Source organism: Priestia sp. YIM B13490, from assembly GCF_042787735.1.
GTDB lineage: Bacteria > Bacillota > Bacilli > Bacillales > Bacillaceae_H > Priestia > Priestia megaterium.
Genome location: NZ_JBHZOT010000001.1, coordinates 136,421 through 162,420, shown reverse-complemented (window position 1 = coordinate 162,420; position 26,000 = coordinate 136,421). Strand labels below are relative to the sequence as shown.

At 37.3% G+C, this 26,000-nt stretch carries 30 protein-coding genes; 10 read left to right on the top strand and 20 right to left on the bottom strand.

Features of this window, described 5'->3' with window-relative positions:
• Positions 1-183: 183 nt before the first annotated feature.
• From ACFX4R_RS00815 to ACFX4R_RS00805, 3 genes are read right to left on the bottom strand one after another with little or no spacing between them, the layout of a single operon-like run.
• A complete protein-coding gene (locus tag ACFX4R_RS00815) occupies positions 184-1,122 on the bottom strand; it encodes an MBL fold metallo-hydrolase (protein ID WP_043978291.1) in 939 nt (312 codons plus the stop codon).
• Positions 1,123-1,146: 24 nt separating this feature from the next.
• Positions 1,147-2,073: a DMT family transporter gene (locus tag ACFX4R_RS00810; protein WP_043978289.1), complete on the bottom strand. Its 927-nt coding sequence runs from the start codon at positions 2,071-2,073 to the stop codon at positions 1,147-1,149.
• Positions 2,070-2,552, bottom strand: a complete 483-nt coding sequence (locus tag ACFX4R_RS00805) for a GNAT family N-acetyltransferase (protein ID WP_097824436.1) — start codon at positions 2,550-2,552, stop codon at positions 2,070-2,072. Before ACFX4R_RS00805 ends, ACFX4R_RS00810 begins: the two co-directional genes overlap by 4 nt.
• 220 nt (positions 2,553-2,772) lie before the next feature.
• On the opposite strand from ACFX4R_RS00805, the gene ACFX4R_RS00800 reads away from it, so the two are divergent.
• The gene (locus ACFX4R_RS00800) at positions 2,773-3,393 is read left to right on the top strand and encodes a LysE family translocator (RefSeq protein ID WP_043978286.1); all 621 of its coding nucleotides are present in this window, start codon (positions 2,773-2,775) and stop codon (positions 3,391-3,393) included.
• A 277-nt stretch (positions 3,394-3,670) separates the two neighbouring features.
• Positions 3,671-5,104: an alanine/glycine:cation symporter family protein gene (locus tag ACFX4R_RS00795; protein ID WP_043978284.1), complete on the top strand. Its 1,434-nt coding sequence runs from the start codon at positions 3,671-3,673 to the stop codon at positions 5,102-5,104.
• Positions 5,105-5,162: 58 nt separating this feature from the next.
• Here the strand turns inward: ACFX4R_RS00795 and ACFX4R_RS00790 are convergent, their stop codons facing one another.
• Positions 5,163-5,615: a CBO0543 family protein gene (locus ACFX4R_RS00790; RefSeq protein ID WP_043978282.1), complete on the bottom strand. Its 453-nt coding sequence runs from the start codon at positions 5,613-5,615 to the stop codon at positions 5,163-5,165.
• Positions 5,616-5,772: 157 nt separating this feature from the next.
• Positions 5,773-6,738, bottom strand: a complete 966-nt coding sequence (locus tag ACFX4R_RS00785) for a bile acid:sodium symporter family protein (protein WP_043978279.1) — start codon at positions 6,736-6,738, stop codon at positions 5,773-5,775.
• Between the two features lie 291 nt (positions 6,739-7,029).
• Between ACFX4R_RS00785 and ACFX4R_RS00780 the strand changes: the two genes are divergently transcribed.
• Positions 7,030-8,136 carry a mechanosensitive ion channel family protein gene (locus ACFX4R_RS00780; RefSeq protein ID WP_043976672.1) on the top strand — a complete coding sequence of 369 codons (1,107 nt, stop codon included), beginning with the start codon at positions 7,030-7,032 and terminating at the stop codon, positions 8,134-8,136.
• A 40-nt stretch (positions 8,137-8,176) separates the two neighbouring features.
• Here ACFX4R_RS00780 and safA read toward each other — a convergent pair whose 3' ends face one another.
• From safA to ACFX4R_RS00755, 5 genes are all read right to left on the bottom strand, one after another.
• A complete protein-coding gene (gene safA / locus ACFX4R_RS00775) occupies positions 8,177-8,800 on the bottom strand; it encodes a SafA/ExsA family spore coat assembly protein (RefSeq protein ID WP_078082276.1) in 624 nt (207 codons plus the stop codon).
• 137 nt (positions 8,801-8,937) lie between these two features.
• Positions 8,938-10,302: a hemolysin family protein gene (locus tag ACFX4R_RS00770; protein WP_025750170.1), complete on the bottom strand. Its 1,365-nt coding sequence runs from the start codon at positions 10,300-10,302 to the stop codon at positions 8,938-8,940.
• A 612-nt stretch (positions 10,303-10,914) separates the two neighbouring features.
• Positions 10,915-11,145 carry a YuzI family membrane protein gene (locus tag ACFX4R_RS00765; RefSeq protein ID WP_016765278.1) on the bottom strand — a complete coding sequence of 77 codons (231 nt, stop codon included), beginning with the start codon at positions 11,143-11,145 and terminating at the stop codon, positions 10,915-10,917.
• Between the two features lie 114 nt (positions 11,146-11,259).
• Complete coding sequence (locus ACFX4R_RS00760; RefSeq protein ID WP_025750171.1) at positions 11,260-11,979, bottom strand: NAD-dependent protein deacylase; 720 nt, start codon at positions 11,977-11,979, stop codon at positions 11,260-11,262.
• A gap of 12 nt (positions 11,980-11,991) precedes the next feature.
• The gene (locus ACFX4R_RS00755; RefSeq protein WP_013058676.1) at positions 11,992-12,390 is read right to left on the bottom strand and encodes a universal stress protein; all 399 of its coding nucleotides are present in this window, start codon (positions 12,388-12,390) and stop codon (positions 11,992-11,994) included.
• A gap of 158 nt (positions 12,391-12,548) precedes the next feature.
• Between ACFX4R_RS00755 and ACFX4R_RS00750 the strand changes: the two genes are divergently transcribed.
• A complete protein-coding gene (locus ACFX4R_RS00750) occupies positions 12,549-12,692 on the top strand; it encodes a hypothetical protein (protein ID WP_013058677.1) in 144 nt (47 codons plus the stop codon).
• A 26-nt stretch (positions 12,693-12,718) separates the two neighbouring features.
• Here ACFX4R_RS00750 and pfkA read toward each other — a convergent pair whose 3' ends face one another.
• Positions 12,719-13,678 carry a 6-phosphofructokinase gene (gene pfkA / locus ACFX4R_RS00745; protein WP_013058678.1) on the bottom strand — a complete coding sequence of 320 codons (960 nt, stop codon included), beginning with the start codon at positions 13,676-13,678 and terminating at the stop codon, positions 12,719-12,721.
• Between the two features lie 345 nt (positions 13,679-14,023).
• Here pfkA and ACFX4R_RS00740 point away from each other — a divergent pair, with 345 nt between their 5' ends.
• Both ACFX4R_RS00740 and ACFX4R_RS00735 read left to right on the top strand, forming a co-directional pair.
• Positions 14,024-14,701 carry a C40 family peptidase gene (locus ACFX4R_RS00740; protein ID WP_377568310.1) on the top strand — a complete coding sequence of 226 codons (678 nt, stop codon included), beginning with the start codon at positions 14,024-14,026 and terminating at the stop codon, positions 14,699-14,701.
• 139 nt (positions 14,702-14,840) lie between these two features.
• Positions 14,841-15,383, top strand: coding sequence for a 5' nucleotidase, NT5C type (locus tag ACFX4R_RS00735; RefSeq protein ID WP_028415087.1), 543 nt, complete (start codon positions 14,841-14,843; stop codon positions 15,381-15,383).
• 149 nt (positions 15,384-15,532) lie between these two features.
• Here the strand turns inward: ACFX4R_RS00735 and ACFX4R_RS00730 are convergent, their stop codons facing one another.
• The 3 genes from ACFX4R_RS00730 to ACFX4R_RS00720 form a co-directional block, all read right to left on the bottom strand.
• Positions 15,533-15,658 carry a hypothetical protein gene (locus ACFX4R_RS00730; protein ID WP_013058681.1) on the bottom strand — a complete coding sequence of 42 codons (126 nt, stop codon included), beginning with the start codon at positions 15,656-15,658 and terminating at the stop codon, positions 15,533-15,535.
• A gap of 586 nt (positions 15,659-16,244) precedes the next feature.
• Positions 16,245-16,370, bottom strand: coding sequence for a hypothetical protein (locus tag ACFX4R_RS00725; protein WP_322552374.1), 126 nt, complete (start codon positions 16,368-16,370; stop codon positions 16,245-16,247).
• 103 nt (positions 16,371-16,473) lie between these two features.
• On the bottom strand, positions 16,474-16,878 hold the full coding sequence (locus ACFX4R_RS00720) for a secondary thiamine-phosphate synthase enzyme YjbQ (protein ID WP_043976663.1): 405 nt from the start codon (positions 16,876-16,878) through the stop codon (positions 16,474-16,476).
• Positions 16,879-16,996: 118 nt separating this feature from the next.
• Here ACFX4R_RS00720 and ACFX4R_RS00715 point away from each other — a divergent pair, with 118 nt between their 5' ends.
• Genes ACFX4R_RS00715 through ACFX4R_RS00705 form a run of 3 tightly spaced genes read left to right on the top strand, consistent with a single transcriptional unit; the run spans position 16,997 to position 20,676 of the window.
• Entirely contained in the window at positions 16,997-18,427 is a 1,431-nt protein-coding gene (locus tag ACFX4R_RS00715; protein ID WP_016765285.1) for a spore germination protein, read from the top strand.
• 21 nt (positions 18,428-18,448) lie between these two features.
• Positions 18,449-19,552 carry a GerAB/ArcD/ProY family transporter gene (locus ACFX4R_RS00710; RefSeq protein ID WP_162214869.1) on the top strand — a complete coding sequence of 368 codons (1,104 nt, stop codon included), beginning with the start codon at positions 18,449-18,451 and terminating at the stop codon, positions 19,550-19,552.
• Complete coding sequence (locus tag ACFX4R_RS00705) at positions 19,549-20,676, top strand: Ger(x)C family spore germination protein (protein ID WP_043976661.1); 1,128 nt, start codon at positions 19,549-19,551, stop codon at positions 20,674-20,676. Before ACFX4R_RS00710 ends, ACFX4R_RS00705 begins: the two co-directional genes overlap by 4 nt.
• Positions 20,677-20,682: 6 nt before the next feature.
• Here the strand turns inward: ACFX4R_RS00705 and ACFX4R_RS00700 are convergent, their stop codons facing one another.
• Positions 20,683-21,051: a hypothetical protein gene (locus tag ACFX4R_RS00700; RefSeq protein WP_028410925.1), complete on the bottom strand. Its 369-nt coding sequence runs from the start codon at positions 21,049-21,051 to the stop codon at positions 20,683-20,685.
• 230 nt (positions 21,052-21,281) lie between these two features.
• Here ACFX4R_RS00700 and ACFX4R_RS00695 point away from each other — a divergent pair, with 230 nt between their 5' ends.
• Positions 21,282-21,884: a DUF3885 domain-containing protein gene (locus ACFX4R_RS00695; RefSeq protein WP_013058688.1), complete on the top strand. Its 603-nt coding sequence runs from the start codon at positions 21,282-21,284 to the stop codon at positions 21,882-21,884.
• A gap of 40 nt (positions 21,885-21,924) precedes the next feature.
• Here the strand turns inward: ACFX4R_RS00695 and ACFX4R_RS00690 are convergent, their stop codons facing one another.
• The 5 genes from ACFX4R_RS00690 to ACFX4R_RS00670 form a co-directional block, all read right to left on the bottom strand.
• Positions 21,925-22,620: a hypothetical protein gene (locus ACFX4R_RS00690; protein ID WP_043976658.1), complete on the bottom strand. Its 696-nt coding sequence runs from the start codon at positions 22,618-22,620 to the stop codon at positions 21,925-21,927.
• Positions 22,620-23,489: an ABC transporter ATP-binding protein gene (locus ACFX4R_RS00685; protein WP_377568305.1), complete on the bottom strand. Its 870-nt coding sequence runs from the start codon at positions 23,487-23,489 to the stop codon at positions 22,620-22,622. Before ACFX4R_RS00685 ends, ACFX4R_RS00690 begins: the two co-directional genes overlap by 1 nt.
• Positions 23,486-23,854 (bottom strand): GntR family transcriptional regulator, encoded by a 369-nt coding sequence (locus tag ACFX4R_RS00680; protein WP_013058691.1) that lies wholly within the window; start codon positions 23,852-23,854, stop codon positions 23,486-23,488. Before ACFX4R_RS00680 ends, ACFX4R_RS00685 begins: the two co-directional genes overlap by 4 nt.
• Before the next feature lie 105 nt (positions 23,855-23,959).
• Positions 23,960-24,715, bottom strand: coding sequence for an alpha/beta family hydrolase (locus ACFX4R_RS00675; protein WP_322552377.1), 756 nt, complete (start codon positions 24,713-24,715; stop codon positions 23,960-23,962).
• 223 nt (positions 24,716-24,938) lie between these two features.
• Complete coding sequence (locus tag ACFX4R_RS00670; protein ID WP_013058693.1) at positions 24,939-25,829, bottom strand: YitT family protein; 891 nt, start codon at positions 25,827-25,829, stop codon at positions 24,939-24,941.
• Between the last annotated feature and the right edge of the window lie 171 nt (positions 25,830-26,000).

Here is a 26,000-nt window from a genome sequence, read left to right as displayed (position 1 = left end):
TATATCATTTTTTTATCAACTTACTTTATGTAACTTATTATATTTTTATAACTTTATTTCGTCAAGTTATTTATTTTACTATCATAACTTAAAACTTATATCACTGCACAACCAATTGAATAAGCCCGCCTGCTCATAACATAGTATGAACAGGCGGGCTTATTTATCATTAGGCATAAACTATCAAAACAGTTCTCTGCTTTTGCGTTTGACATTTCCATTAACAAAATACTGTATTCTCTCTTTTTGCTCATTTGTTGGTTTTTTATACGTTTCACATTCAAACTGAAAACATGCTTTTTCTAAATCGACTTCATTTCCTACAATTTCTCCAATCGCACTCAATTGGTTTAAATCTTGCCAAAGTTCCTCAGGAGTTTCAGGGTCAAAATGAGATGAGAGATAATACTGCGCATCATATTTTTTAAGCTCTCTCTGAATCCGCTCAAAGTCTTCTTTATCATAACTCCAGTCACCGCTATAAAAATCTGGACATAGACAATCACCTAAAAACAGGACTTTTTCTTGGGGTATGTAGACAATGGACGAGTCCTGCGCGTGTACTCCGCCAATATGCTGAATGCAACAAGTGATTCCACCTAGGTCAACTTCCATATGATGATGAAACGTTACGTCCGGCTCCTGTAAAATTAACGTCTCTCGACTCGGCATTTCTTTCTTGATCATATCCCGGCAAAACTCGATTTCCTCCCCCTCCTGGACGCGTTTATCCAAGGAATCATCGTCCCAGCGCAGTGTCTTTAAATAGGCCAGCTTTTTCTTTGTTAAATGATGGCTGATTGTATACTTATTCATTGCATGAATACCAAATGTATGATCCCAGTGCCAATGCGTAATAGCTACTCCTTTGATTGGAGGGACGCCCATTTTTTCCACTTCTTCTAAAAATGATGATGCATGCGCAGGAGAATTCCCGGCATCTACGATGAAACTATACTTCTCCCCGCAGATAAGCCCGAGCACCGGCCGATCCGTTTCTTCAGAATGAGGAAAGTAATAAACATGGTCCGTTAGTTTTTTCAGCATATTTACACCCGCTTTATGTAGTTTAATAAAAGCCTCTTTACCAAATGGTAAATAATGATAAATAAACTGTATCATACTCGGTGCTGCTTGCCTATCCAATTAGCTGATATTAGACTTTTCTTGAAGAGGCATGACTTTTTCCGGCTCTGCTGCTTTGTACTTTAAGAAGATCATCACACTAATCATCACAATCATTCCTCCCACTAGCTGAGAAACAGTTGTCATTTCTCCAAGCAAGAAATAAGCGAGAATGATGGCACCAATTGGCTCGCCTAAAATAGCCATTGAAATTGTTGTAGCACCTACGTACTTTAACAGCCAGTTAAATAAGGCATGACCAAAAATATTAGGAATAAGCGCTAAAAGCAAAAAGATCCACCAATCTTTTATGTCATATTGAGTCAGCGATACATTTGTACAAATATTGTAGACAAATAGAACCAGGCCACCGATAAAAAAAACGGCGAAGCTATAGATGATTGAAGGCATTTTCCTGCATAATTCTTGCCCCGCGAGCATATGAACAGAAACAGCTACTGTACCTAAAATAGAAAGTAAGTCTCCGTAAAGAGCCGTTTTGGTTACTCCGATATCTCCCGATGCAATAATTACCGAGCCGCTAACAGCAATTAAAATGCTGATGATTCCTACTTTGCTTGTTTTTTCTTTAAATAAAAAATAAGCTCCTATCACTACGAAGACCGGCTCAAGCGCAGTCAAAATCATAGCGCTAGCAACTGTTGTATGTGAAAAAGACTCCATCCAAAACAGAAAGTGAAGCCCTAAAAACACGCCTGATACAGCTAGCATTAGCCATTCTTTTACCGTGCTGTTTTTAAAAAGAATTTTCATTTGCCTCCATGGTAAAAACGGTAAAAATAAAAGGACCGTAAACAGCAGTCTATACATTCCTAAAATAGAAGCAGGCGCGTCCGACCATTTAATTAAAATAGAAGAAAAAGAAACGGCTAATACACCGATTAAAAGAAAGACAGGAGGCGGTAAAGGAAGAGTTGATTTATTCATGCCATTACTCCTTTTAGAATCTCTTTTTTCATATTTACTACGGGAATATCCACTCCGTCTCTATGTACGATTTCTTTTTGCTCTATGTAAAAGCCGATTGATTCATACAAAGCTATATTACGAAAAACACTCATTCTCACCTTGCATAATAAACTTTCCTTGCCACACTCTTTGGCGTATGTTTCTAACCATTGAATAAGCTGTTTAGCCATTCCTTTTCCTTGAAAAGCAGGAATAACAGACAGGCGATAAAAATATAAGCTTGTTTCTTCTAGCGTAAAACGCGCCATCGCTACCGGCTTATTTTCGACGTATAAAATGACAGCTTTTTTTCCGTGCTTTAACGATTGCATAATAGATTCTATTGTTTCATCAAGAGCACTGGATGGTGGGACAGAATCGCGATAGACGGAGAAGGCTTGCAGCATAAGATCATGAACTGTAGCAGCGTCCTCCGGCTGTGCTAAACAGTACTTCATAAATTTTCACCCTCTTTCTATAAAAATTAAGTATATCGAATTATTATACAACACCACCTATTTTTTTCCTACACTTTTATTGATTTTTATTAAGGAGAATAACCTCTTTTTACGCTTTTACACCTTCTTAACTTTACTCCATTAATCTATTAATTCATTAGCACACACTCTTGAGAACTTTTTGTCGAAATGGTTAAAATTCTGTTGGGAGGGAATCATCATGACATTTTCTTGGCTTATACCTTACATAGCCGTGTCACTTATCATTGTCTTAATACCAGGACAAGACATGATTTTCGTAATGACACAAAGTATTGCTTCAGGCGTCAAAGCAGGCATCAAAACCGTATTAGGATCTATTACGGGAACATTTGTACATACTCTTTTAGCCGCAGTGGGGCTATCTATTATCTTTCAAAAATCAATTATTGCCTTTACGATTCTAAAGGTTATAGGTGTTCTGTACCTGCTGTTTTTAGCCTACCAATCGTTTCGCGAGAAAAGCGGTCCGTTGGAATTAACAGAAAACGTTCAGCAGCACCATCACTTTAGAAAAGGATTTGTTAGCAACTTAACCAATCCAAAAGTAGCTATTTTCTTCATTACGTTCTTACCGCAGTTTGTTAATTCGTCTCTTGGACATGTAAGTTTGCAAATGATTTTGTTTGGTATCATCTTTATCGCCGAAACGCTCATCATCTTTTCACTTATTGCGCTATTTGCTTCTGGCCTTGGGAAAAAAGTCAAAAAAAGCCGTATCTTTCAGCACACATTAAAATATGTAAAAGGAACGGTTTTTGGCGTACTTGGCCTAAAACTTTTATTTTCTAGCAACAATTAAGTAAAACAAACTGAAATTTCTTTCACCCCTGCTGTTATCGCCTTTTCATACCCGCTTCATTTGTCATATCACCCTATTTTTCCATGTGAGGTTAGTTGACAAAAGACCAAAATTATTATTTTATATATATATAAGGTTCAGATTTAGCAACAAGATTCGACAAGGATAATGAAGAAAAACAGCGGGGAAATAGGGAGATCTATCTAAATAGAGGGAAAATTCTATAAATTCACGTTTTTTATTATTATTCTACTATAATTCATGAAGAGGTGAAACTATGCAAGAAGTAGTTCAAGGTTTTGTTAGTTCAATCAACGAATTTCTTTGGTCCTACTTACTGATTGCGATGCTGATTGCATTTGGTTTGTTTTTTACATTCAGGTCAAAGTTTTTACAAATTCGGTTATTAAAAGAAATGATTCGTGTATTAAAAGAAGGTGCGGATAGCTCTTCTAAAGACGGAATTTCGCCATTCCAAGCGTTTTGTATCAGTATGGCAGCCCGCGTTGGTACGGGGAACATTACAGGTATTGCGATTGCGATCGCTTTAGGGGGACCTGGTGCTGTATTTTGGATGTGGGTGCTTGCCGTTATTGGCTCAGCTTCAGCATTTATCGAAAGTACATTAGCACAAATATACAAAGTAAAAGACAAAGACGGCGGCTTCCGAGGCGGACCGGCTTACTATATGGAAAAAGGGTTAAAGAAGCGCTGGATGGGCGGACTGTTTGCTGTCTTAATCACTTTATCATTCGGCTTAATTTTTAATGCTGTACAATCGAACACGATTACTCTTGCGTTTGAAAATGCGTTCGGAACAAATCGTTTAGTGTTAGGAATTATTATGACAGTGGCTTTCGCTGCCATTATTTTTGGCGGAGTTAAGCGTATTGCAAAAATGTCAGAATACATTGTTGTGGTACTAGCTGTTGCCTATATTGCAGTAGCACTCTTCATTATTATTATGAACATTCAAGAGATGCCTTCTCTTATTGCGTTAATCGTTAAAAATGCATTTGGTTTCGATCAAATTGCCGGCGGTTCTCTTGGAGCAGCTCTTATGCAAGGAATTAAACGCGGATTATTCTCAAACGAAGCTGGTATGGGTAGTGCTCCAAATGCAGCCGCAGCTGCAACAACAAGCCACCCGGTAAAGCAAGGATTGATTCAAGCATTTGGTGTATTAACAGATACGCTTATTATTTGTAGTAGTACTGCCTTTATCATTTTGCTTTCAGGTACTTATACAAATAAAAATTTAAGCGGTATTGAGTTAACACAAGCTGCTTTAAGCACTCACATTGGCTCTTGGGCAACAGGTGCTCTTGCAATTATGATTTTCCTATTTGCTTTTAGTACATTAATCGGTAACTACTACTACGGAGAAACAAATATTGAGTTCTTGAACACAAATAAAGCTTGGCTAGTAACTTACCGTGTTGCTGTACTTGCAATGATTGTGTTCGGTTCTATTTCTCAAATTCAGCTTGTATGGGATTTAGCAGACCTGTTTATGGGCTTGATGGTAGTGGTCAACTTAATCGCGATTCTCTTGCTCTCGAAAATTTCTTTTGCAGCACTGAAAGATTATCTTGCTCAAAAGAAAGCTGGAAAAGACCCTGTCTTCTACCAAGACAGCATTTCTGGACTTGATAATATTGATGCATGGGATCATTCAAAAGATAAATCTAGCTCGAAAGAAGCGATCTAATAAAAAAAGCCGTGAATATTCACGGCTTTTTTTATTAGATCGCTTCTTTTTCTTTCTTCTAGTGAAGCAGTCTAAGACTAACCAAATACCTATAGTATAAATAAATCACGCCGTACGGAATCCAGTAGGAAAAAAATGTCCAGCCGAGATTCCATCCGTTTCCGTATGTAACTCTTTCCATATGCACATACGTTCCTTCTAAACATGTTGTAAACAGCGCAATAAGAAAAATAAAAAAATGAGGCTTTCCAATTCGCTGGATTAAAAAAATCATATAGCTAGCCAATACAGGATAGACGCCTAAATTAAAAGGCAGCGCTTCTAATGCTTCATTTTCTAAAGAAGTCCGGAGTTTCCAAAAACCATAATAGCTCCCTAATTCATTGATAACGATTGCTAAAATGCAAAAAGCAGTTCCTACTAAAGGCAGTAAACGACGATTTTTAGGATGTAAATAGAACGTGCCAAAAATCCAAGGTAAAACAAACGTCAGCGCTATATTGATAAGCAAAAATATCCGACCTTTTTCTTTCTAGTATGCCACACCGTTTCTTTTTCTAATCACCTCGTTATCTTGAACGCAGCAAGCGTAAAAGCACCTTATCCCTCGTCATTAAAACAGAGTGCTTACTTTATGATTACTATGGTTCCTCCCTTGCTTCTTCCATTTATTTTAATGAAACAAATTCAGCGTCTTTTTTCTCGTAATAGTTTTGAACTAAACGCCCTGATAAAGCAGCTAATACCTGCTGAAATAACATCCCCAGTACGACGGGTACAGCAACGGGAGCTGGAAAATAAGATACGGCTAACACGGCTCCGGCGCTAATATTTCTCATGCCTCCGCAAAACGTAAGCGTCACAACTTTTGCTCGGTCCCATCTTAGCCATTTGCCAATCATCCAGCTGAAGAAATAACCAGCTGAACTCATTAAAAAGACGATCACGATAATAAACAGCAGTTTTTTATCAATATGTTTTAAATAAGGTGCAATTACTCCCCCGTTTATCATAACCATCACACTTAGCCCTATTTTCGAAACAGGTGCCAACTTTGGTCCTAATGTCTGCTTAATTGTTCCTTTTGTATATTGATTTAAGCACATGCCTAACAAAGATGGAAGGACAATCATAAAACACAAATCTTTGACTAACTTTAGCGCTTCCAAATGCACGGTGTCTCCAACTACCAATAAAAGTGTATAAGGAACGATAAGCGGCGCCAAAAGAGTATCAATTAAAATAATGGATAGCGCAAGAGGAATGCTTCCTTTGTAAATCGAGACCCATATAAAACTAGTCACTCCTGTTGGAATGATCGCTGCTAGCAAAAGACCTGTGCTTGTAAATACATCATGTGGAAAAATCACTTGGCCAACGCTCCAAGCCCACGCTGGCATAAAAATATGTAAAACAAACAGGGCCATAATGATTGGAAATGGACGGTGTATCGTGGCATTTAACTGGTGAAAATTTGAATTCAAACTTCCGGCAAACGTCATTAATGCAAAAAGCCATGGAATTAAGAAGGCATACTGACTTAATGACGAACCGATAAGAACTCCTATGAGCAAGCTGACCGGCGTAATAAACGGCATCAATTTTTCTAGCATTCTATTCAATTGACTTAACAAAACTTCTCCCTCCAACGAACGTTTTCAATAAATAATAAGATACATTAACGTTTATAATATCACCTATTTATTATACAACTTATTTTCAGACTGTTGTCTGTCTCTTTTACTAAAAAGAGATATATTCATAATTATCACTTAAATAGATTTAAAGGTATTTTTGTGCTATTTTAATAGGGAAGAAGCTTTTAAAAAGCATGAATTTAGGGTAAAGAACACTCTACATAGAAATGCTTTCGATCGACGGATATAAATGGACTGTAGCACAGTTTTGGTAATTAGGAGGATTGTATGGATTTTTTGAAGTCTCTATCATCGTTAGATGATTGGAAAAAAATCGTGATTGCGATTGGGATCTTTTTGATCTTTTTAATTCTTCGCAAGCTTTTCACGACTTATTTGTTTAAGTTTATTATTGGTTTTGTCAAAAATAAAAAAATCAATTTAATTACGAGCGTTTTGGAAGCTTTTGAAAAGCCGCTGCGCTGGATTTTTGTAATTATTGGTTTCAAGCTTGCTCTTCCCTATCTTCCCTTTGATGTTTTAACAGCCGACACGGAAAGACATTTAGTTCGTTCAGCTTCTGTTGGCCTTGCAGGATGGGGCTTGTATAATTTAGCTGCTTCTACCAATTTATTTTTTGCAACGTTTGCCAAAAATTTCGATATCCAAGTGGATCGAATCATTATTCCTTTTATTGAAAAGTTCATCCGCATCGTTGTTGTTATGCTTTCTATCTCCATCATCGCAGAAGAGTGGGGTTTTAACGTAAACGGCTTTGTAGCGGGTCTTGGTTTAGGTGGTCTTGCTTTTGCCCTAGCCGCTAAAGACACCGTTAGTAATTTATTCGGCGGAATTGTGATTATTACCGAAAAGCCTTTTACCATTGGAGATTGGATTAAAACACCGAGTGTTGAAGGCGTTGTAGAAGATATTACGTTTCGAAGCACCAAAATTCGAACGTTCGCTCAAGCAGTCGTAACGGTTCCAAATGCTACTCTTTCTAATGAACCTATTATTAACTGGGCTAAGATGGGAAAACGTCAAATTGCCTTTCATTTAAACTTGAATTATAATACACCAAAAGAAAAGTTAGAAACCGTAGTGACAAGAATTAAAAAGATGCTGACGGAGCACGAAGAAATTCACAATGAAACGATTCTTGTAAATTTTGACGGCTTTTATGAATCCAGTCTAAATATCTATCTGTATTTCTTTACAAATACAACCGTTTTTGCTGATTATTTAGATGTAAAAGAAAATATAAACTTCGAAATTATGGACATTCTTGAAGAAGAAGGCGTAGAATTTGCTTTCCCTACGCGCACACTCATCGTTGAGCAGGACGGAAAGCTTTCTGGCAATCCAAAAGAATTTCTAGAAAGTGCTCGAAGCTAAAAAAAGCTGACTACTAAGTCAGCTTTTTTTCCTTTCTTTTTTAGTTTGAAATGAACATTTGAGTCCAGTAATGACCGTAGCTTCCACCTTTAGCGTAACCTACTCCAATTTCGGTAAATTGACTCGATAGTATGTTTTTACGGTGACCTTCGCTATTCATCCATGCGTTAACCACTTCTTTTGGAGTTGCTTGTCCAGCAGCGATATTTTCACCTGCTGTACTGTATGTAATACCAAAGTTTTTCATCATGTCGAACGGACTTCCATATGTAGGCGATGTATGACTGAAATAATTTTTATCAATCATATCCTGCGATTTATAGCGAGCAACGCGAGCTACTTCCCAATTAGACTTTAAAGGCTTAAGTCCTACTTTAGCACGTTCTTGATTCACTAGCTGAACTACTTGCTCTTCGTATGAACTTCCTGCTTTATCGGTTGGAATAGTAATTTTCTGTCCCGGATAGATCGAATTAGGATTTTTAATAGCAGAATTCGCTTCAATCAGCTCGGAAACGCCAACCTGATATTTTACTGCTATTTTCCACATCGTATCTCCCGATTGAACGGTATGTACGGTTGCTGCTTGCGCAGTGTTATTAAGACCAAAAGCTAGAGTGACAGACAACAGTGTTACTAATAAAAGTTTTGATAGAGTTTTCATACTTTTATTAAAGCAAATTGATTTTAAGATTCATAGCGGTAATATTATCCCTTAGTTCCATCATATTACTTTATCATCTTCCCAGCACGCTTTTTCCATAAGAAAGGCGCATTGCTCTTTTGCAATGCGCCTTTTTGTTACGAAGATAAAGCCTGTGACTGATTCATGTCTGAAACATTAACCGCTTCATCCGTGCTTTGATGCACCTGACGTTTTTTGATCACATCAATATATTGAATATGATGGCCTTCCATTTTCGTAACGGTAAAGTCATACTGATCAAAGCTAAGGCTTTCTCCTTGCTTGACGTCATATTTTTCCGTCAATACCCAGCCTCCAATTGTATCAACATCCGTATCATCAATTGTTGTGCCAAGCAACTCGTTAAGCTCACTTACTAATAATTTTCCATCTACAATATAATGATCGGGTTTGACTTTCTGAATTAATGGAAGTTCATCCGCATCAAATTCATCACGAATTTCACCGACAATTTCCTCTAAAATATCCTCTACTGTTACAATCCCTGCTGTTCCTCCGTATTCATCAATTAAAATAGCCATATGGATGCGTTCACGCTGCATCTTAAGCAATAAATCATGAATAGGAATCGATTCAATTACTTCAATAACAGGACGGATATACTGTTTTAAATTTATTTTTTCCTTGCTGTTGTTCATGACAATCTCGGTTAAAATCTCTTTCATATTGACCATTCCAATAATATGGTCTTTATCTCCATCGATGACCGGATAGCGGGTAAACCGCTCTTCTTGGACCATCTCAAGGATGTATTCGACCGTATCTTCCTGGTCAATCGAAACGACTTCCGTACGCGGCACCATAATCTCCTTGGCAACGCGATCATCAAAGTCAAAAATCTTACTTACATATTTAAACTCCGATTGATTGATTTCACCGCTTTTATAGCTTTCTGATAACAAGATGCGAAGCTCTTCTTCACTGTGTGCAAGCTCATTTTCTGAAGCAGGCTTTAGACCAAATAACCCTGTTATTAAACGAGAAGAACTGTTTAATAGCCAAATGAAAGGATAGGTTACTTTATAAAAGAGTATAAGCGGACGAACAAATAATAAAGTGACTTTCTCTGCTTTTTGAATTGCAAATGTTTTCGGAGCAAGCTCTCCGACCACAACGTTTATAAATGTAACAACCGCAAAAGAAATCGCAACAGATAGTACTTTTGTTAAAGCTCCGCTTATCCCTAGTTGATCAAGTAATGGGGACAGGAGATGCGAAAGTGTAGGCTCTCCTAACCAACCAATTCCCAGCGCAGTAATCGTAATACCAAGCTGACACGCAGATAAGTATTCATCTAAGTTTGAAATAACTTGCTTCGCAGCTTTTGCATTGCTGCTCCCTTCTGCTATAAGCTGATCCACTTTGGAACTCCTCACGCGAATAATCGCAAACTCGGTAGCAACGAAAAAAGCAGTTAATGCAATCAGTACCGCTAGTAAAATCAAGTTAAATATGTCCAATCAAGTTCCTTAGCTCGTTTAAAAACGAGTAAGGACTCACCTCCTAAAAAATAAAAAATTTGGATAAAGAACTCTATCCCTGTACTGATCACTTGGAAAAGTGCATATAAGGAGGAATCAAATGATAAATGTATAAACATTTTTATATGGAGCAAAACTGCCAGTCTTTCTTCCTTATCTCACGTTTCACTCGTTAATGTAGCAGGTCATTCTTTATTCAGCTGTTCTAGATGTGAAGCAATGGCTCACATCGCTTCATTTCATGATGTTGCTTCAGCGCTGATTCTCTCTTCCATTCATTTATAAAAAATTTAGTAGTTTACAATCTTTATAAAGTTAAAGTCTGTTAACGTCTTAAAAGAGCGATTATGTGATAAAGAGCGATATGCGTGAAGCAAATGTAGGTTTATATAATACTGTATTGTACGCTTTGACACTGGTGCATATAATGCTACTTCGCCAACGTGGTACACTGCCCCATCCAATCACCTCTATTTCCGTATATCTAAAAAGAATAAGGAATAATTATCCTATTTCTTTTTAAACTTATTGACTTTATTTTAAATGTTAAAAACTTTGCAGTCAAACGTTTTAGTTAGTCTCCTGCCCTTGCTATTTACTGGTACGGCGATTTTTAGCAGGTAAATAAAAGCTTGCTGCTACACAAAAAAAACCAAGGACAAAACAGATAATGGGGAGTTTCATACCTATTGCTTCAGCATAATAAGTGAGACTCCTTCCGTGAATAGGGACAAGATTCATTTCAAAAATCAAAGTCAAAACAGCTGTCACTTTGAGTGCAATACCAACAATGAAGAGACAAACTCTCAAGCCTCCACTCATATGCGCAAACATCCCTTCTATCCATTAGCGAATGGATGATGTACTACACCATATGATACATCCCTACACTTTATCACTAAATGCTAAAAAAGCGCTATGTCCATGCATAGACGCTTATAAATTTGCGACCACTTGTCCAATGGAATCATAGATAACCAAATCAAACAAATAATCGTAATGCGTAGGTTCTTTATTAATCATCACCATGTTTGTACGATTGTACCGGCTCACAAGCAGCGGAATCTGATTAATCGGTGCTACTTCAAGCGATGAACCAAGCACGATGAATAAATCAGATGACAGCGCTGCTGTAACTGCTTCATCGAACTGATGAATGGCATCTCCAAAAAGAACAACATTTGGCTTTAAAAGGCGCTCACACGCTGTACATTGTGGGAGAGCTGACTGATTTAAATACGCTAAGTCATACTCTTCTTTACAGCTTGGACAATGAGCTCTCTTAATGGACCCATGAATTTCAAAGACGTTCGTGCTTCCTGCATCTTGGTGCAAGCCATCAATATTTTGCGTAATTACATGCACGGTTTTGGCTTCTTCTAGTTCAGCAATAAAGCGATGGCCCGTATTTGCTTTATACTGATGCAGCATTTTAATATGAAAAATTTCTTTAAACAGCGGCCAAAATTCATGAGGATATTGCTCATAGAAGTCAGCAGCTACTATGTCCACAAAGCTTTTATTTTGGCGATATAAGCCATTTTGAGAGCGAAAGTCCGGTATGCCCGACTCTGTGCTCATTCCTGCTCCCGTAAAAAAACAAATGTGTTTAGCATCATCAATGAGCTGTTTTAATTCTTTGTACTGTTTTACCATTGCATTTCTCTCCTATTTAACAATTAGCACAGGAATCGTTACTTGCTGTGCAATCTTAGAACTCACGCTTCCAAGCAGCATGCCTTTTACAGGATTTAACCCTCTGCTTCCTATTACTACAAGGTCAAATGAATTTTGATTAGCAAATTGAATCACTGTTTTAGCCGCGTCTCCGTGCATAAACGTAATCTCATACTCCACGTTTCCTTGCTTTAAAATTTCATCTGTTGTATGTATCCGGCTTTCACGTTCCTCATCGCGGCTAAGTGATTTTAATCTTGAATCACCCTCTACTGCATAAATGACCTGAATAAAACTGTTTTCCGTCAGCTGAGCCAGCTGAACAGCTTTTTCTGTTGCTTTAGCTGCATGCTCTGAGCCATCTGAGGCAAGTAAAATTCGTTTAAACATCACGCTTCCTCTCCTCTTTTGTAAAATGGTCTTCTCTCTTTACTATATCACTCGCTGTTCAAATGTAATCATTTTTTTGATTATTTCTATAATTTTTAAAATTATTTGTCTACTTTTATGATAAACTGAAAGAAAACTTGTACAGAGGGGATGGAACGATGTTTGGTTTTGAATTAATTTGCACCTTTTGCAAAGGACTCGGAAAGCTAGCCGTTATTCCTGGTATCGGTTACATGAAAACATGCAAACACTGCGAAGGAACAGGGATGCAATCAAAAAAAGACGAAACTCCTTCCATATAAGAAGTTTCGCCTCAGCCATACTGTGATTAGATTGAAAGCTCTTTAGATAAACGGTACATATCAGCATTGATATGGTGAGGTTCACCTAAAATTTCCATAATATCATAATCTACAATTTCATTTTTACGGATACCGATTGCACGGCCGCCTTTACCTTCTAGCAGAAGCTCGACTGCACGACCGCCGAAACGGCTTCCTAGCACACGATCTTGAGCAGTTGGGGAACCACCGCGCTGAATGTGTCCTAATACTGTTACACGCGTTTCAATACCTGCAGCTTCATGCAGCTGCTTCGCTACTTCATTACCATTGGCTACGCCTTCAGCTACTACGATAATGCTGTGCTTTTTACCGCGCTCTTGTCCTTTTCTCAAACGGTCAACCATTTCTTGGAACTCATCTTTTGCTTCTGGAATAAGGATTGTTTCCGCACCGCCAGCAAGACCTGACCAAAGAGCAATGTCTCCTGCATTACGACCCATAACTTCAATAATAAACGTACGTTCATGAGAAGTCGCCGTATCACGGATTTTATCAATAGCATCGATAACCGTATGAAGAGCCGTATCAAACCCTAATGTAAAATCTGTTCCTGGAATGTCGTTATCAATTGTTCCTGGGATACCGATACAAGGGAAACCAAGCTCTGTTAGTTTTACAGCTCCCATATATGATCCGTCTCCACCAATAACTACTAAGCCTTCAATACCGTGCTTCTTAAGGTTTTCAATACCTTTTAAACGCCCTTCTTCTGTTTTGAATTCTGGGCATCTTGCAGAATAAAGCATAGTTCCGCCGCGTTGAATGATGTCACCGACATCTCCAACTTCTAGCTTTTTAATATTTCCTTCTATTAATCCTTGATACCCTTGATAGATACCGTAAACTTCCATACCTTCATGAATTGCTTTACGCACAACAGCACGAACCGCAGGATTCATACCTGGAGAATCTCCGCCGCTTGTTAATACACCTATTCTTTTCATTACTTTCACCTCATCAAAGTCACATACATGACTACTATATTATAGTTCTACATTTTACCCGAGTTCGAACTTTTTGTGTAGTAATTCACAACATATTTCTTTGTTAAATTTTAAATGTACATACTTTTTCATATCTTTTAGTTATTTACCGTCAAATATTCAAAGTTTTTCTAGCAATATTGCACATCTAAAGAACCCTTTTAGTTACAGCTTTTATAAGACTATATTCACCTTTATATTTCATTTTTTTCATATATGTAATGAAATTGTAACGTAGAACACTGTCGAAAGATGATATGATGAATTTACTCAAATCAGGAAAAATTTTCAGGGGGTACTAGTTTTATGAAAAAAGTAATAGCAGCTCTTACGCTTGCTGGCGTTATTGTTTCTACTAGCCCGATTGTCAGCCAAGCGGCTCTAGGCGACCAAACGCTTCGCCAAGGCATGAGTCACCAAGATGTTAAACAACTACAACAAACGTTGAAAAATAAAGGTTATTTTAAAGGGAATACGACTACATACTTTGGGACTGTTACAACTTCTGCTGTAAAATCATTTCAGCGCAAAAATGGACTAGCAGCAGATGGTATTGTCGGAAAGGGAACGTATGCTAAACTAGGCGTTTCAGCAAAGGGTAAATCGACTTCTAGCTCAGCGCGCTATAACCCTAACGCAGTGATTAACAAAGGAAAACAGTATATGGGCGTTCGATATCGCTGGGGCGGAACAACGCCAAGCGGCTTTGACTGCAGCGGTTTTATTGGCTATGCATTCAAACATGGAGGCGGGGTTCAGCTTCCTCGAACAGTAGCTCAAATTTATCAAAAAGGAACGCGCGTCTCAAGTCCAAAAGCTGGAGATATTGTGTTCTTCCAAACCTATACAAAAGGGCCTTCTCATGCAGGAATTTATTTAGGAAATAACCAGTTTCTTCACTGCTCTTCATCTAAAGGTGTGAGCATCTCTTCTCTAAAAGAGAGCTATTGGAGCAAACGCTATTTAGGTGCTAAAAGAATGTAGTTTCTATAAAAAGGGCAAGCTGTGCGATTTTGATGCGGCTTGCTCTTTTTCTGCATGTAAAAGATTTGGTATAGTAGAAGCAGCACATTACATTGCAAAACCAAGCGTGTAGATGAATACTGTAAAGGAAGTTGAATAAATGCACACCCTTTTAATTGACATGGATTCTGTCATTTGTGATCTTATGACGGATTGGCATAACCAATATAACAAAGATTATTGCGACAGCTTATCGGTTGAAAAGTTAAAATGCTGGGAATCAGAAAAGTATGTAAAGCCGGAATGCGGCACGAAAATTTATGACTACCTCGATCAGCCGGGGCTTTTTTTACATTTACAACCTCTCCCTCATGCTGTTGAGGTTCTTAAACGACTTTATGAAAGGTTTTCCATTTTAATTGTTACAAGCAGCCGTACCTATGCTTATACAGAAAAAGAGCAGTGGGTCGAGAAACACCTTCCGTTTATTGGAAAATACAATATCGTGTTTACACACCAAAAAGATAAAATATACGGAGACTTGCTATTTGATGATGCACCGCATAATTTGAAGGCTTTTCAAGCTACAGGTCGCCATGCTGTTGCCATGAGCTACCCGTATAACGAAGAAGTAAATGTCCCTCGCGTGGACGATTGGCTTCAGTTTGAACAGTACGTAAATACTTATTTTAACGAATGTTAAGCTAAAAAACACGTGGACTTTGTCATCAGAGAATGAATGCAGTGCGTTTGTTAGCACAGCTATAAGCATAAAAAAACCGCCTTTTGGGCGGTTTTTGACGGATAGCCCCTAAGGGTTATCCGCTTTTTATTAAAAAAAGATATCGTTTTTTAGTACTTATCAGCTGATGAGAAAAAGTCCATAATGGCATGGATAATTTCAACGGACTGAAAAGAAAACAATGATATGGCTGTTAATGAAAAGAAACCAATCATGGCCATACGTACAAGTAACATAGACTAATCGCCTCCCTGTTTTGAACTAAATGAACGCACCCAAAACAATTCGCTATCTGTCTTTGTTTGTACGACGTTTTCGCCAAGCAAAGGCAGCTCATTCACTGCGTGTAACAATGACAATGAATCTTCATCTTTCTCTTAAAGACTAAGCGTATAGTTAGTATATCAAATGAAACTTTTTCTTCAAGGCTATACTAGCGGTAAAAAAGGAAATAGTATGAAACGATGCGTTTTATCTTTATTTCATACAATTCAGTACCCTAATATTTATTATATTAAACCTTTTAGGAAAATTGCTACTATTATATCTTTTTTTATAAAAAAAGATATTAAGACATAACTAAATCAATCCAACCTAAAGACGAACAAGTGAGATAAATGATCTCGACTGCTTGTTGCATCGCTGTTGATTTCCGTGTAAGACTTCGTTTTCCGTCAGCGTCCGATGAGCCTCCCCGCCTACATATACGAAACCTACGTCCACCCTACCAATGAAAAAATCCGAACGCATTAAATTCTCAAGCAAGAATCAAACTCATTCGGATCTTCTTTCAATTAAAATAATTTTGTCTCTTCACTTTATTTATCGACACGTACTGTAATACTCATTGACAATGTCTAAAATGGTTGGGTATTCTTCCACCCATGTAAAATTTGTTTTTTCATTTTCTTTTTTTACTACTTCTTGTTCTGCACTTATCTTTTCCATTGTTCAATCTCTCCCTTTAACTGTTATATAACATTTATATTAAATTAACTTTGTTTTATAACAATTTTCAGAAAAAAGTTGGACAATGACGTATGAAAAAAAGTTATTGTGCCGATAAAATTTTTACATAATACGTACGAGTCCTTGGTCCATCAAACTCACAAAAATAAATTCCTTGCCACGTTCCTAGCAGCAGCTGCCCATCGTGAACGATTATATGCTGAGAGGAGCCGACCGTGCTCGCTTTGAGATGCGCCGCCGTATTTCCTTCCATATGAAGATCTAACTTATGTTCCCAAGGATATACTTCATCGAAGCGTCGGATCATATCGGTTTTTACATCCGGATCCGCATTTTCATTAATTGTTATACCAGCGGTTGTATGAGGACAGTAAACAACTACAGCCCCTTCTTTTAATCCTTCTGTTCTTATTAATGCTTGTACCTGACTCGTGACGTCAATCATTTCGTCACGCTTATTCGTTTTTAACGTAAATGAATGTAGCATACCATCACCTCTTTTCTTTACCATAACATATCTTTTCTATTCTTCCACATTTTTCGCATAACTCGTTTTTACATCGTAAACACTAAGCTCATTAACACAACAGGCGGTGAGTTTATTTATGCTCGATTCAAAATTTCAGCCCAATGCAGACTACACCGTTCAAACGTTTCTAGATTTGGTGGGTCAAAATACAGACGTTGGTTCCAAAAAATTATGGCTGTCTCCCACAAAATATATATGTATTATTTATCTCCAAGGATTAGTAGACGGAGAAAAACTTGATAATCTTACTCAGCATGTTGTTGAGACAAAAGCAAAAAGTGAAACGCAAACACTCGATGACATCGATTCGTTTATTTCTGTCATTAAAGACAAAGAAGTTTATACATACAAGCAAGCAATCTCGTGTTTTTTTAAAGGTCAGCCCTTGCTGTTCATTAGCGAAAGCACCACGGCATACTCGCTGAATATGTCTATGACCAAACAGCGCTCTTTAAGTGAACCTACAACAGAAAAAGTAGTGCGCGGCCCTAAAATTGCTCTTATCGAAAACTTAGATGAAAACCTTGGTCTTTTAAGGCAGCGTTCTACCGAAGAAGAAATGGTTATTGAAGACATTTATATTGGAAATACAAAGGAACATCGAACAAGTATCGTTTTTCATAATAAACACTGTCAAACTCACATCGTGAATCAAGTCCGAGAGAAATTATTAGACATTCCTTTAGATAACATTCAAGACTCAGGAATGATTGAAGAATTTTTAGAAGAGGCACCTTACTCACCGTTCCCTCAAGTACAAAATACAGAAAGACCGGATCGTGTTCTCGCTGCGGTGAATGAAGGGCGAGTAGCCATTTTAGTAGATGGCTCTCCTTTTGCTCTTTTAGTGCCTACAACTTTCGATATGATTATGAAATCACCCGACGATTATTACGAAAGATGGATAGCTGGTTCGTTGCTAAGATTACTAAGGTACTTGTCTATTTTTATTACCCTATTCTTTTCAGCTATTTATATTTCACTCGTTTCGTTTAACCAAGGTCTGCTTCCGACGGAGCTTGCTATTACTATTGCGGCCACACGAGAAAACGTTCCTTTTTCTCCTTTTATCGAAGCAGTGGTTATGGAAGTGACGCTTGAATTATTGCGCGAAGCCGGTCTGCGTCTCCCTACTCCTGTGGGACAAACAGTTGGACTTGTAGGCGGGGTTGTGATTGGTCAAGCAGCGGTGGAAGCCCATATCGTTAGCTCCGTTATGATTATTGTTGTATCTGTATCGGCAATTGCGTCCTTTACCGTTCCTCAGTACGGAATTGGCCTTTCGTTTCGAATTTTGCGTTTCGTATCTATGATGATTGCAGCAATATTTGGATTATACGGAGTTACCATGTTTTTTCTTGTTCTCGTCATTCATCTAACCAAGCTCGAAAGTTTTGGTATGGCTTACTTCAAACCGTTTTTTGCGTTAAATAAAAAAGCGTGGAAAGATTCTTATATTCGTCTGCCAAACAAAAGTCTAAAACAGTCTAAAAATAAAGCCAAATAAAACTGACAAAAGGAGGACCATATGGAACAATCACAGTCACAATCAAGCAAGCTTCTTTCAGACTTTTATGCCATTTCAATTATCTCTTCAACCATGCTGGGCGTCGGTTTATTAACACTGCCAAGCAGCATTACAAACCAGACAAACAACGCAGACGGATGGATTGTACTTATTATGGACGGCCTTTTGTTTATTGGAATTGTTCTTTTTTTAGTCTGGATGGTTAAATATTTTACGATTAGCTGTATGTTTGACTTCACGCAAGAAGTAACCGGCAAGTTGATTGGAAATATCTTCAACTTCGCTATAGTCGTTTATTTCACATCTGTAGCAAGTTTTGAAGTAAGAGCTATGGCAGAAATGATCCATTTCTATTTACTGGAAACGATGCCCATTGAATTAATTATCCTTTCGTTTATTTTGACAGGCGTCTATTTAATCACTGGGGGTATTAATTCTATTGGAAAAGTAATGGCCCTATGTTTTCCTGTAACGGTCATCATTCTTCTTATCTTATATCTTCTTAGTATCGGAATGGTCGATTTAAAAAACTTACAGCCCGTGTTAGCCGATGGATTCAGCCCGCTTCTTGCTGCTTTTACAACCGTCTCTGTTTCCTTTTTAGGGATTGAAACGATTGTATTTCTTCCAAAGCATATGAAAAACAAAAATCATTTACGAAAAGTTTCTATCATCGGATTTTCCATTCCTTTACTTTTATATATTATCACTTACGTATTAGTTGTCGGCGCGTTATCCGTTCCGGAGGTAAAAACGACCGTCTGGCCTACGATTGAATTTGTTCAGACGCATGAAGTAAAAGGAATTTTCTTTGAGAGGCTTGAATTATTTTTACTTATTGTCTGGCTTCTTCAGTTTTTTTTAACCTTTGTAATGTATTTCTTTTTAGCTGTTTCAGGATTTAAAAAAATTTTCAAAAACCGATCAACTACTAATATTATCTTTCTTGTACCCGCTTTATTTATGAGCTCTTTAGCCCCCAAAACAGCAAGCGACGTGTCGAATTATTCAACTGTTCTAGGCTGGGCATTTTTAGTGACATTTTTGGTTATCCCTCTTTTTTTCAGCATGTTAATGAAAATAAAAAAGGTTGTGTTCAAATGACGAAAAAATGTCTTCCTGTCATGATGACCATTTTTTTATTGTGCGGCTGTACAAATCATCGAAACATTGAACAACTTGCTCTTGTTATAGGCGTGGCAATGGATATCACATCGAAAATAGAACCAAAAACAGGAAAAAATCAGCTTGTGCTGACTCATCAAACGTTAACCGAGACAGAGTCCGGAAATATGTCTTCTTCCATTCCATACAAAAACATTACAACAGCTGGTCCTACAATTCATGAAATCACGCGAAATATTTCGCTGAAATCTGATCCTATATACAGCCAGCATCAGCGAGCACTTTTAATAGGAGAAAAAGCAAGCAAGACCATCCCTCTTGATGCGCTTATCAATCAGTTTGTACGTGATAATGAAATACGCCGCAGCAGCCTTGCGTTTGTTACAAAAGGCGATGCTAAAAACGTTTTAACGATTCAAGGAATGTCTGTACCGCCTGTAAACTTAATTTACGAGCTTGTTTATAATAAATTCAAAACGAACAAAATTCTAAATCCCCTAACCATGGGAGAGCTATCAGCTAAGTTAAAAACAGATCAAAGCTTTTTAATACAGCGGCTTTCTAAAATAAAAAATAGCGTTGAAATAGACGGCGCGGCAATCATAAAAGATAAAAAAGCAAAATTCACCTTAACTCAGCACCAAGTGGAGGCATTAACGTGGTTAACGGGGAATATTAAAGGCGGAATTATTTACGGCAAACACGGTCCATACCCCTTTTCCTATGAAATTGGAGATGTTCAGCAAGATGTGAAGGCCCGCATTGATTCAAATCACTCCGTTCATTTTGACATCAACGTTCAAACAAGCGGCAGGCTATCAGAAGATTGGGAGACTTCAAAACAGGCTCTTGCCGCCTCTAATGTAAAGAACACCGAAAAAAAAATAGAAAAAATCATTCGAAAAGATGCAGAAAAAACACTTCGCTTATTACAAAATAATTACAAAGCTGATGTGATTGACCTGCATGATTACGTACGAATTCATCATCCTCATTTTTGGAAAAAACATCAGCATGAATGGGATGAAATATTTAGCCAGTCGACCATCGACTATCATATTCATGTTCAAATTAAAGATTTTGGAACACAGGGCAGAGATTAGCTCTTATTACTCAACGCCAGCTTCAGTCAGCTCTTTTTTCTTTAGTTCCATAATCGTGAACTTATCGGTATAGTTTTTGCTGACGAACAGCTGGCGTTCATTGTCGTTATTAAAATAAAATTTTTTATCATCTTGATATTGAAAATTCACTTTTTTCTTTTTCATTTGTTTTATAAACGTTAAGTAGTCATTTGAATGAATGAGATACCTTTTAGGCTTATCGGATATTTGAACAACATCTTCACCCGAAGATTTTAATTTTACAATACTCCATGCAATAGGAAGAGGATTACCTTCTTGAAAGATCGTTTTGTGAAAAATGAGCACAAAGAAAGCAGCTGTAATAATTGAAATAAGAACAAGCTGTTTTTTCACCGTATATCATCCTTTCTTCACGTCGTTACTACGTTAAGTAATACGACAGGCGTATGAAAAAACCTGTTCATCCGCAAAGGTTGTGTAAAGAAATAATGCAAAATCAACAAAATATAACAGTTTGGTTACCTTTTGATTAAATAACATTACTTCTTTACAAATTTAGCTAATCACGTGATAGACTAAACTCAACATATTAAGTCAGGACTAAACTAAATGAGGTGTTGCGTATGACTACAATGCGGCTTCAATCATACTTAACAACAATGTTTCCAAATGTTCAAATGAAAAGACCTCTTTTTTATAACGCGCCCGCAGGTATCCGTTTTACGCTTACCAATCAAAAAGGCGTATGGGAACGAGAATACATGAAAAATGTGTACGCACGCGCTTACGAAATTTTTGAGACACTCCATGAAAAAAATGATGAGCTGTTACTTGTTTTCAAAGCGAATGCTGCACAGGATGATTTACTTTTAAAAAAGAAAAAAGAAACAGCTATTAAAAAATTCATTCGCTCTCGCCTGAAGAAACAAGAAGTTCAATCCGTAGCATTATTAAATAACGCTGAGTATATTATTGCCTGTAAAACAAATGATGTGAAAGAAAAGCTTCTTTTGCAATCAATTGCCAACCGCGATCTTCATATTCATCCGGCTATTGAAGAAGAGTGTTACATTGTGAATTTGAATAAAGAAACCATCTTCCACCTATACGACGAGCGCGGACTGGACATTGTATCGAACAATCAGTCTTCTCTTCAACTTCTTCAGCAAAAGTTTCACGACTGGATTCTAGATATTGATGCAGCTTGCTCTAAAAAAGTACAATAAAAAAAGCAATCATTCAGTAAAGGAATGATTGCTTTTTTTATTAGGCTTGATGGACAGGAGACGCTTTTTTTAAAAACAGCCAGTTGATAAGAAAGAATAAGAAGCTTACGATAACCATTGTTCCGAATGTAAGTAACAACGACCCGTTCGAAAAGCTTTTTATAAAATGAATAACCGGTTCTTTTGTCACTGGAATCGTAAACAGTAAAATTAAAACAGCACCGGTGATCATCCCTCCTGTTTGCCCGAATTTGTAAACGATGCTGCCGAGCAAACACGATGCTGCTGTAACAAAAAAAATAAATACAGCGTCCGTTAAAAAGTGAACAGTGACAGTAGGGTCATGAAAGATAAAATCGCTCGCATAATAAAGCTGAACATTCATTAAATTCAAACTATTAATCACCTTTATGGAAATGCTCATGATGACAACATTGATAAGGGACATTACAATTGCAAATAAAGCAAAAACACAGGTCATCGTTAAAAGATATGCTTTACGAGTAGCTCCTAACTTTAAGCAAAAGGAAAAACTTTTTCGAATGATAATAAAACTTACAATACCTGAAAAGATGTACTGCGGCATACTTGTTACTAATAGAAGATGCTCATTCACCTGACTGAAAACTAAAATATCTACTACAACAAAAGCTAACAGAATCGTCCAAAAGCGAATCATTAAATACTTTAGTTCAACGTAGAGCGAATAACTAATGGCGGCAAACTGTCCTTTCATTACGCTACACCTCCACGATTTGCTGTAAGATAAATCATAATATCCTGTATATGAACAGCTTCTATATGAAATGAACTGTCGACAAGCTCCTCAGCATAAATATCTTCATTAAAGAGGACTATTTTTTTCTCTCCTCCGAATACTTGTTCATGGATTACTTGCTTTCCTTTTTCATATTCTTCAATTTGACTTTTAGGTCCTTTCACACTTACACAGCGCTGCTGCAAATTTTCTGCCGTATCCTGAAGAATCAGCTTTCCTTTTTGCATAATGAGTACTTCTTCAAATAAATTACTTACCTCATCAATTAAATGTGTGGAAATAATGAACGTGCGTGGATATTCTTCATATTCATCCAATAGGAGCTCATAAAAACGCGCTCGCATCGCAGCATCAAGTCCAATATAAGGTTCATCAAAGATTGTGATGCTCGTTCGGGAAGATAGCCCAACAATAATTCCTAATGCTGATTCCATACCTTTAGATAATGCTTTCACTTTCATATTACAATCTAAATGGAACTCTTCCATAAGCCTCTCAGCAGCTTCTTCGCTCCAGTAAGGATAAAAAAGTGACGCAATTTTTAAGACGTCTTTGACTTTTAATGTTTTTTTGAAATTTCCGCTTTCGTTAATTAAGCAGATGTTTTGCAAGACAGAGCGGTTTTCAAATGGAGATTGATTGCCCACTTTTACCTCTCCTGTCGTAACTGGAATATGCCCGGCTACAATTTGCATCAGAGTCGTTTTGCCCGCTCCATTTCTACCTAGTAACCCGTATATTTTATTTTTTGCTAGCGTAAGTGAAATGTCTTTTAACACTTGTTTAGATCCATAGCATTTATTTAACAGCTGCGCTTCTATATTCATTTTATTTCCCCCTTGTCTAACAGCTCTTTTAACTCGTTTACCGTAATCCCCAAATGCTGTGCTTCTTTTTTCAGGGGAACAATAAAACGGTTATAAAATTCTTCTTTTCTTTGTGTAAGCAATACTTCTTTGGCGCCCGCACATACAAACATCCCTATCCCTCTCTTTTTATACAATATTCCGTGGTCAACTAGCTGATTAATTCCTTTAGCTGCTGTGGCAGGGTTAATGCGATACATTTTGGCAAATTCATTCGTAGACGGTACTCTTTCTTCTTCTGGAAAAGCATCATTCAAAATATTCTCTTCGATGGTTTCTTTAATTTGTTGAAAAATTGGTCGCTGATGATCTAATGATTGTTTCATTTTGACTACCTCACTTAAATGGTTCACTACTCATGTAACTAACTATATAACTAACTGGTTATTTTTTCAAGTGTTATTTCCAAAAAAAGAAAAAAAGTCCGTCAGTTAGTTACTGACGGACTTTTTTATTTGACTGTTTAACCACTTGACCGTTCTTTTTACCAGCTCATCCTGCTGCTCTTTAGGGGAAATACTGGCTTTGTTATCGCCTTTTTGTTTCCCGTACATTCCAAACTGTGCGTGATTAGCTCCTTTTACTTGGACCAGCTCCGTATTTTTTGAAAGTAAATGCTTGGTTTCTTTAATTTTTTCAGGCGTCGACAAACCATCTTTCTCACCGGTTAAAGACAAAATAGGATAAGTGGAAGTTGAAAAATTATTTTTATTCATCGGATACGATGCTAAAAGAACTAAGCCTTTTATTGAGTTTTGATGATCATACGCATAAGAGGCTGCACTCACTCCTCCAAGGGAATGCCCTCCGATAAACCATGCGGAAATCTTCGGATAGCTTTTCACAATATCCGTCGCTTTATTTTGACTAAAAAAACTCATATTAAACGGAGAATCTACAACAGCAACAAGATATCCTTCATTTGCAATTTGCTGAGCATAATAGCCATATGCTAACGGCTCTACTTTAGCACCTTGATAAATAATATAGCCGGCTTTTATCTCTTTGTTCGTTTGAGGCTTAAATACGTAATAATCGTCTTTCTTCACTACTTTTTTCTCATCTACTAGTGAGTGAAGCTCCTTTGAAGGTTCATAATCAAAACCTGACCATATGACAAAAAAAGCCACGGTCACTGCAACAAGAACCGCAAGACCGACTCCTACTATTTTTAACGTTTTTTTCATGTCACTCCCTCTTTCTGTTTTTTACTATGTACTCTTTTTATATCTTTTAGATATTTTACATGTTCGTTTTAAAGATATACAAGAAAAAAGAGAAGTTCGATATGCCCAAAGCAGGACGCAGCAGAAGCGACATAAACCATTCCACATACTCGAAACAAAGAGAGAAAATTAAAAAGGCTGCTGCATGTAATAACGGGACAGCCTCATTAGCAGACAACTTTCACTAATGAATATCTCGTTTCTTAAACCTCCCTCCTCTAACTTCAGCAATAGCTGCTACAGCAAAAAAAGCAGATGGATCTATCTCATCGATAATCGCTTTTAGCTTTGCTTCTTCAAGCCTGGTAATCACACAAAAAATGACTTTTTTATCATCTCCCGTATACGCCCCTTCCCCATTTAAATACGTGACGCCTCTCCCTAAACGAGCAAGAATTGCTTCGCCAATTTGTTCATATTGTTCGCTGATAATCCAAGCTGACTTAGACTCATCTAACCCTTGAATCACAATATCAATCGTTTTAAAAGCAATGAAGTAAGCCATTAAAGAATACATAGCGCGATCCCAGCCAAATACAAAACCGGCACTTCCCAAAATAAATAAATTAAAAAACATAATCGTCTCACCTACGGAGAAAGGCGTACGCTTATTAAATAAAATAGCTAATATCTCGGTGCCGTCTAGCGAACCTCCGTACCGAATAACAATTCCTACTCCCACACCGAGAACAATTCCGCCAAACACAGTGGCTAAAAGAGGGTCACCTGTTAAGACCGGCAAGTCGTGAAAAATAGAGGTAGCAATGGATAGAATGATAACACCTAAAAGCGTAGATAGCGCAAATGTTTTTCCAATTTGCTTATAGCCAATGAAAAAGAATGGAAGATTTAATACGAAGATATAAAAGCCGATTTGAACATCCGTTAAGTGGGATAAAATAATAGATATACCTACAATTCCACCGTCAATAACCTCATTAGGGACAAGAAAAAATTCTAGCCCGACGGCCATTAAAAGGGCTCCCACTAAAATAAACAGCATGCGCTTTACAATCATTTTAGCTGATAGCGAACGATGAACAACCTTTTTTATTTCATGATTCGTTTGCAGCACATAACTTCCCCTCCTTTTATGATAGAGACATCAGCTACTAACCAAACCCTTATTTTAATATTATCACAAAATTCAAACTATTTACCTGCTCTTTTACAAAAATTTCATCTAATGAAATAAATTATGCATATATTGGATAAAATTGTAGATGATAACAAGTGAATAAATGCC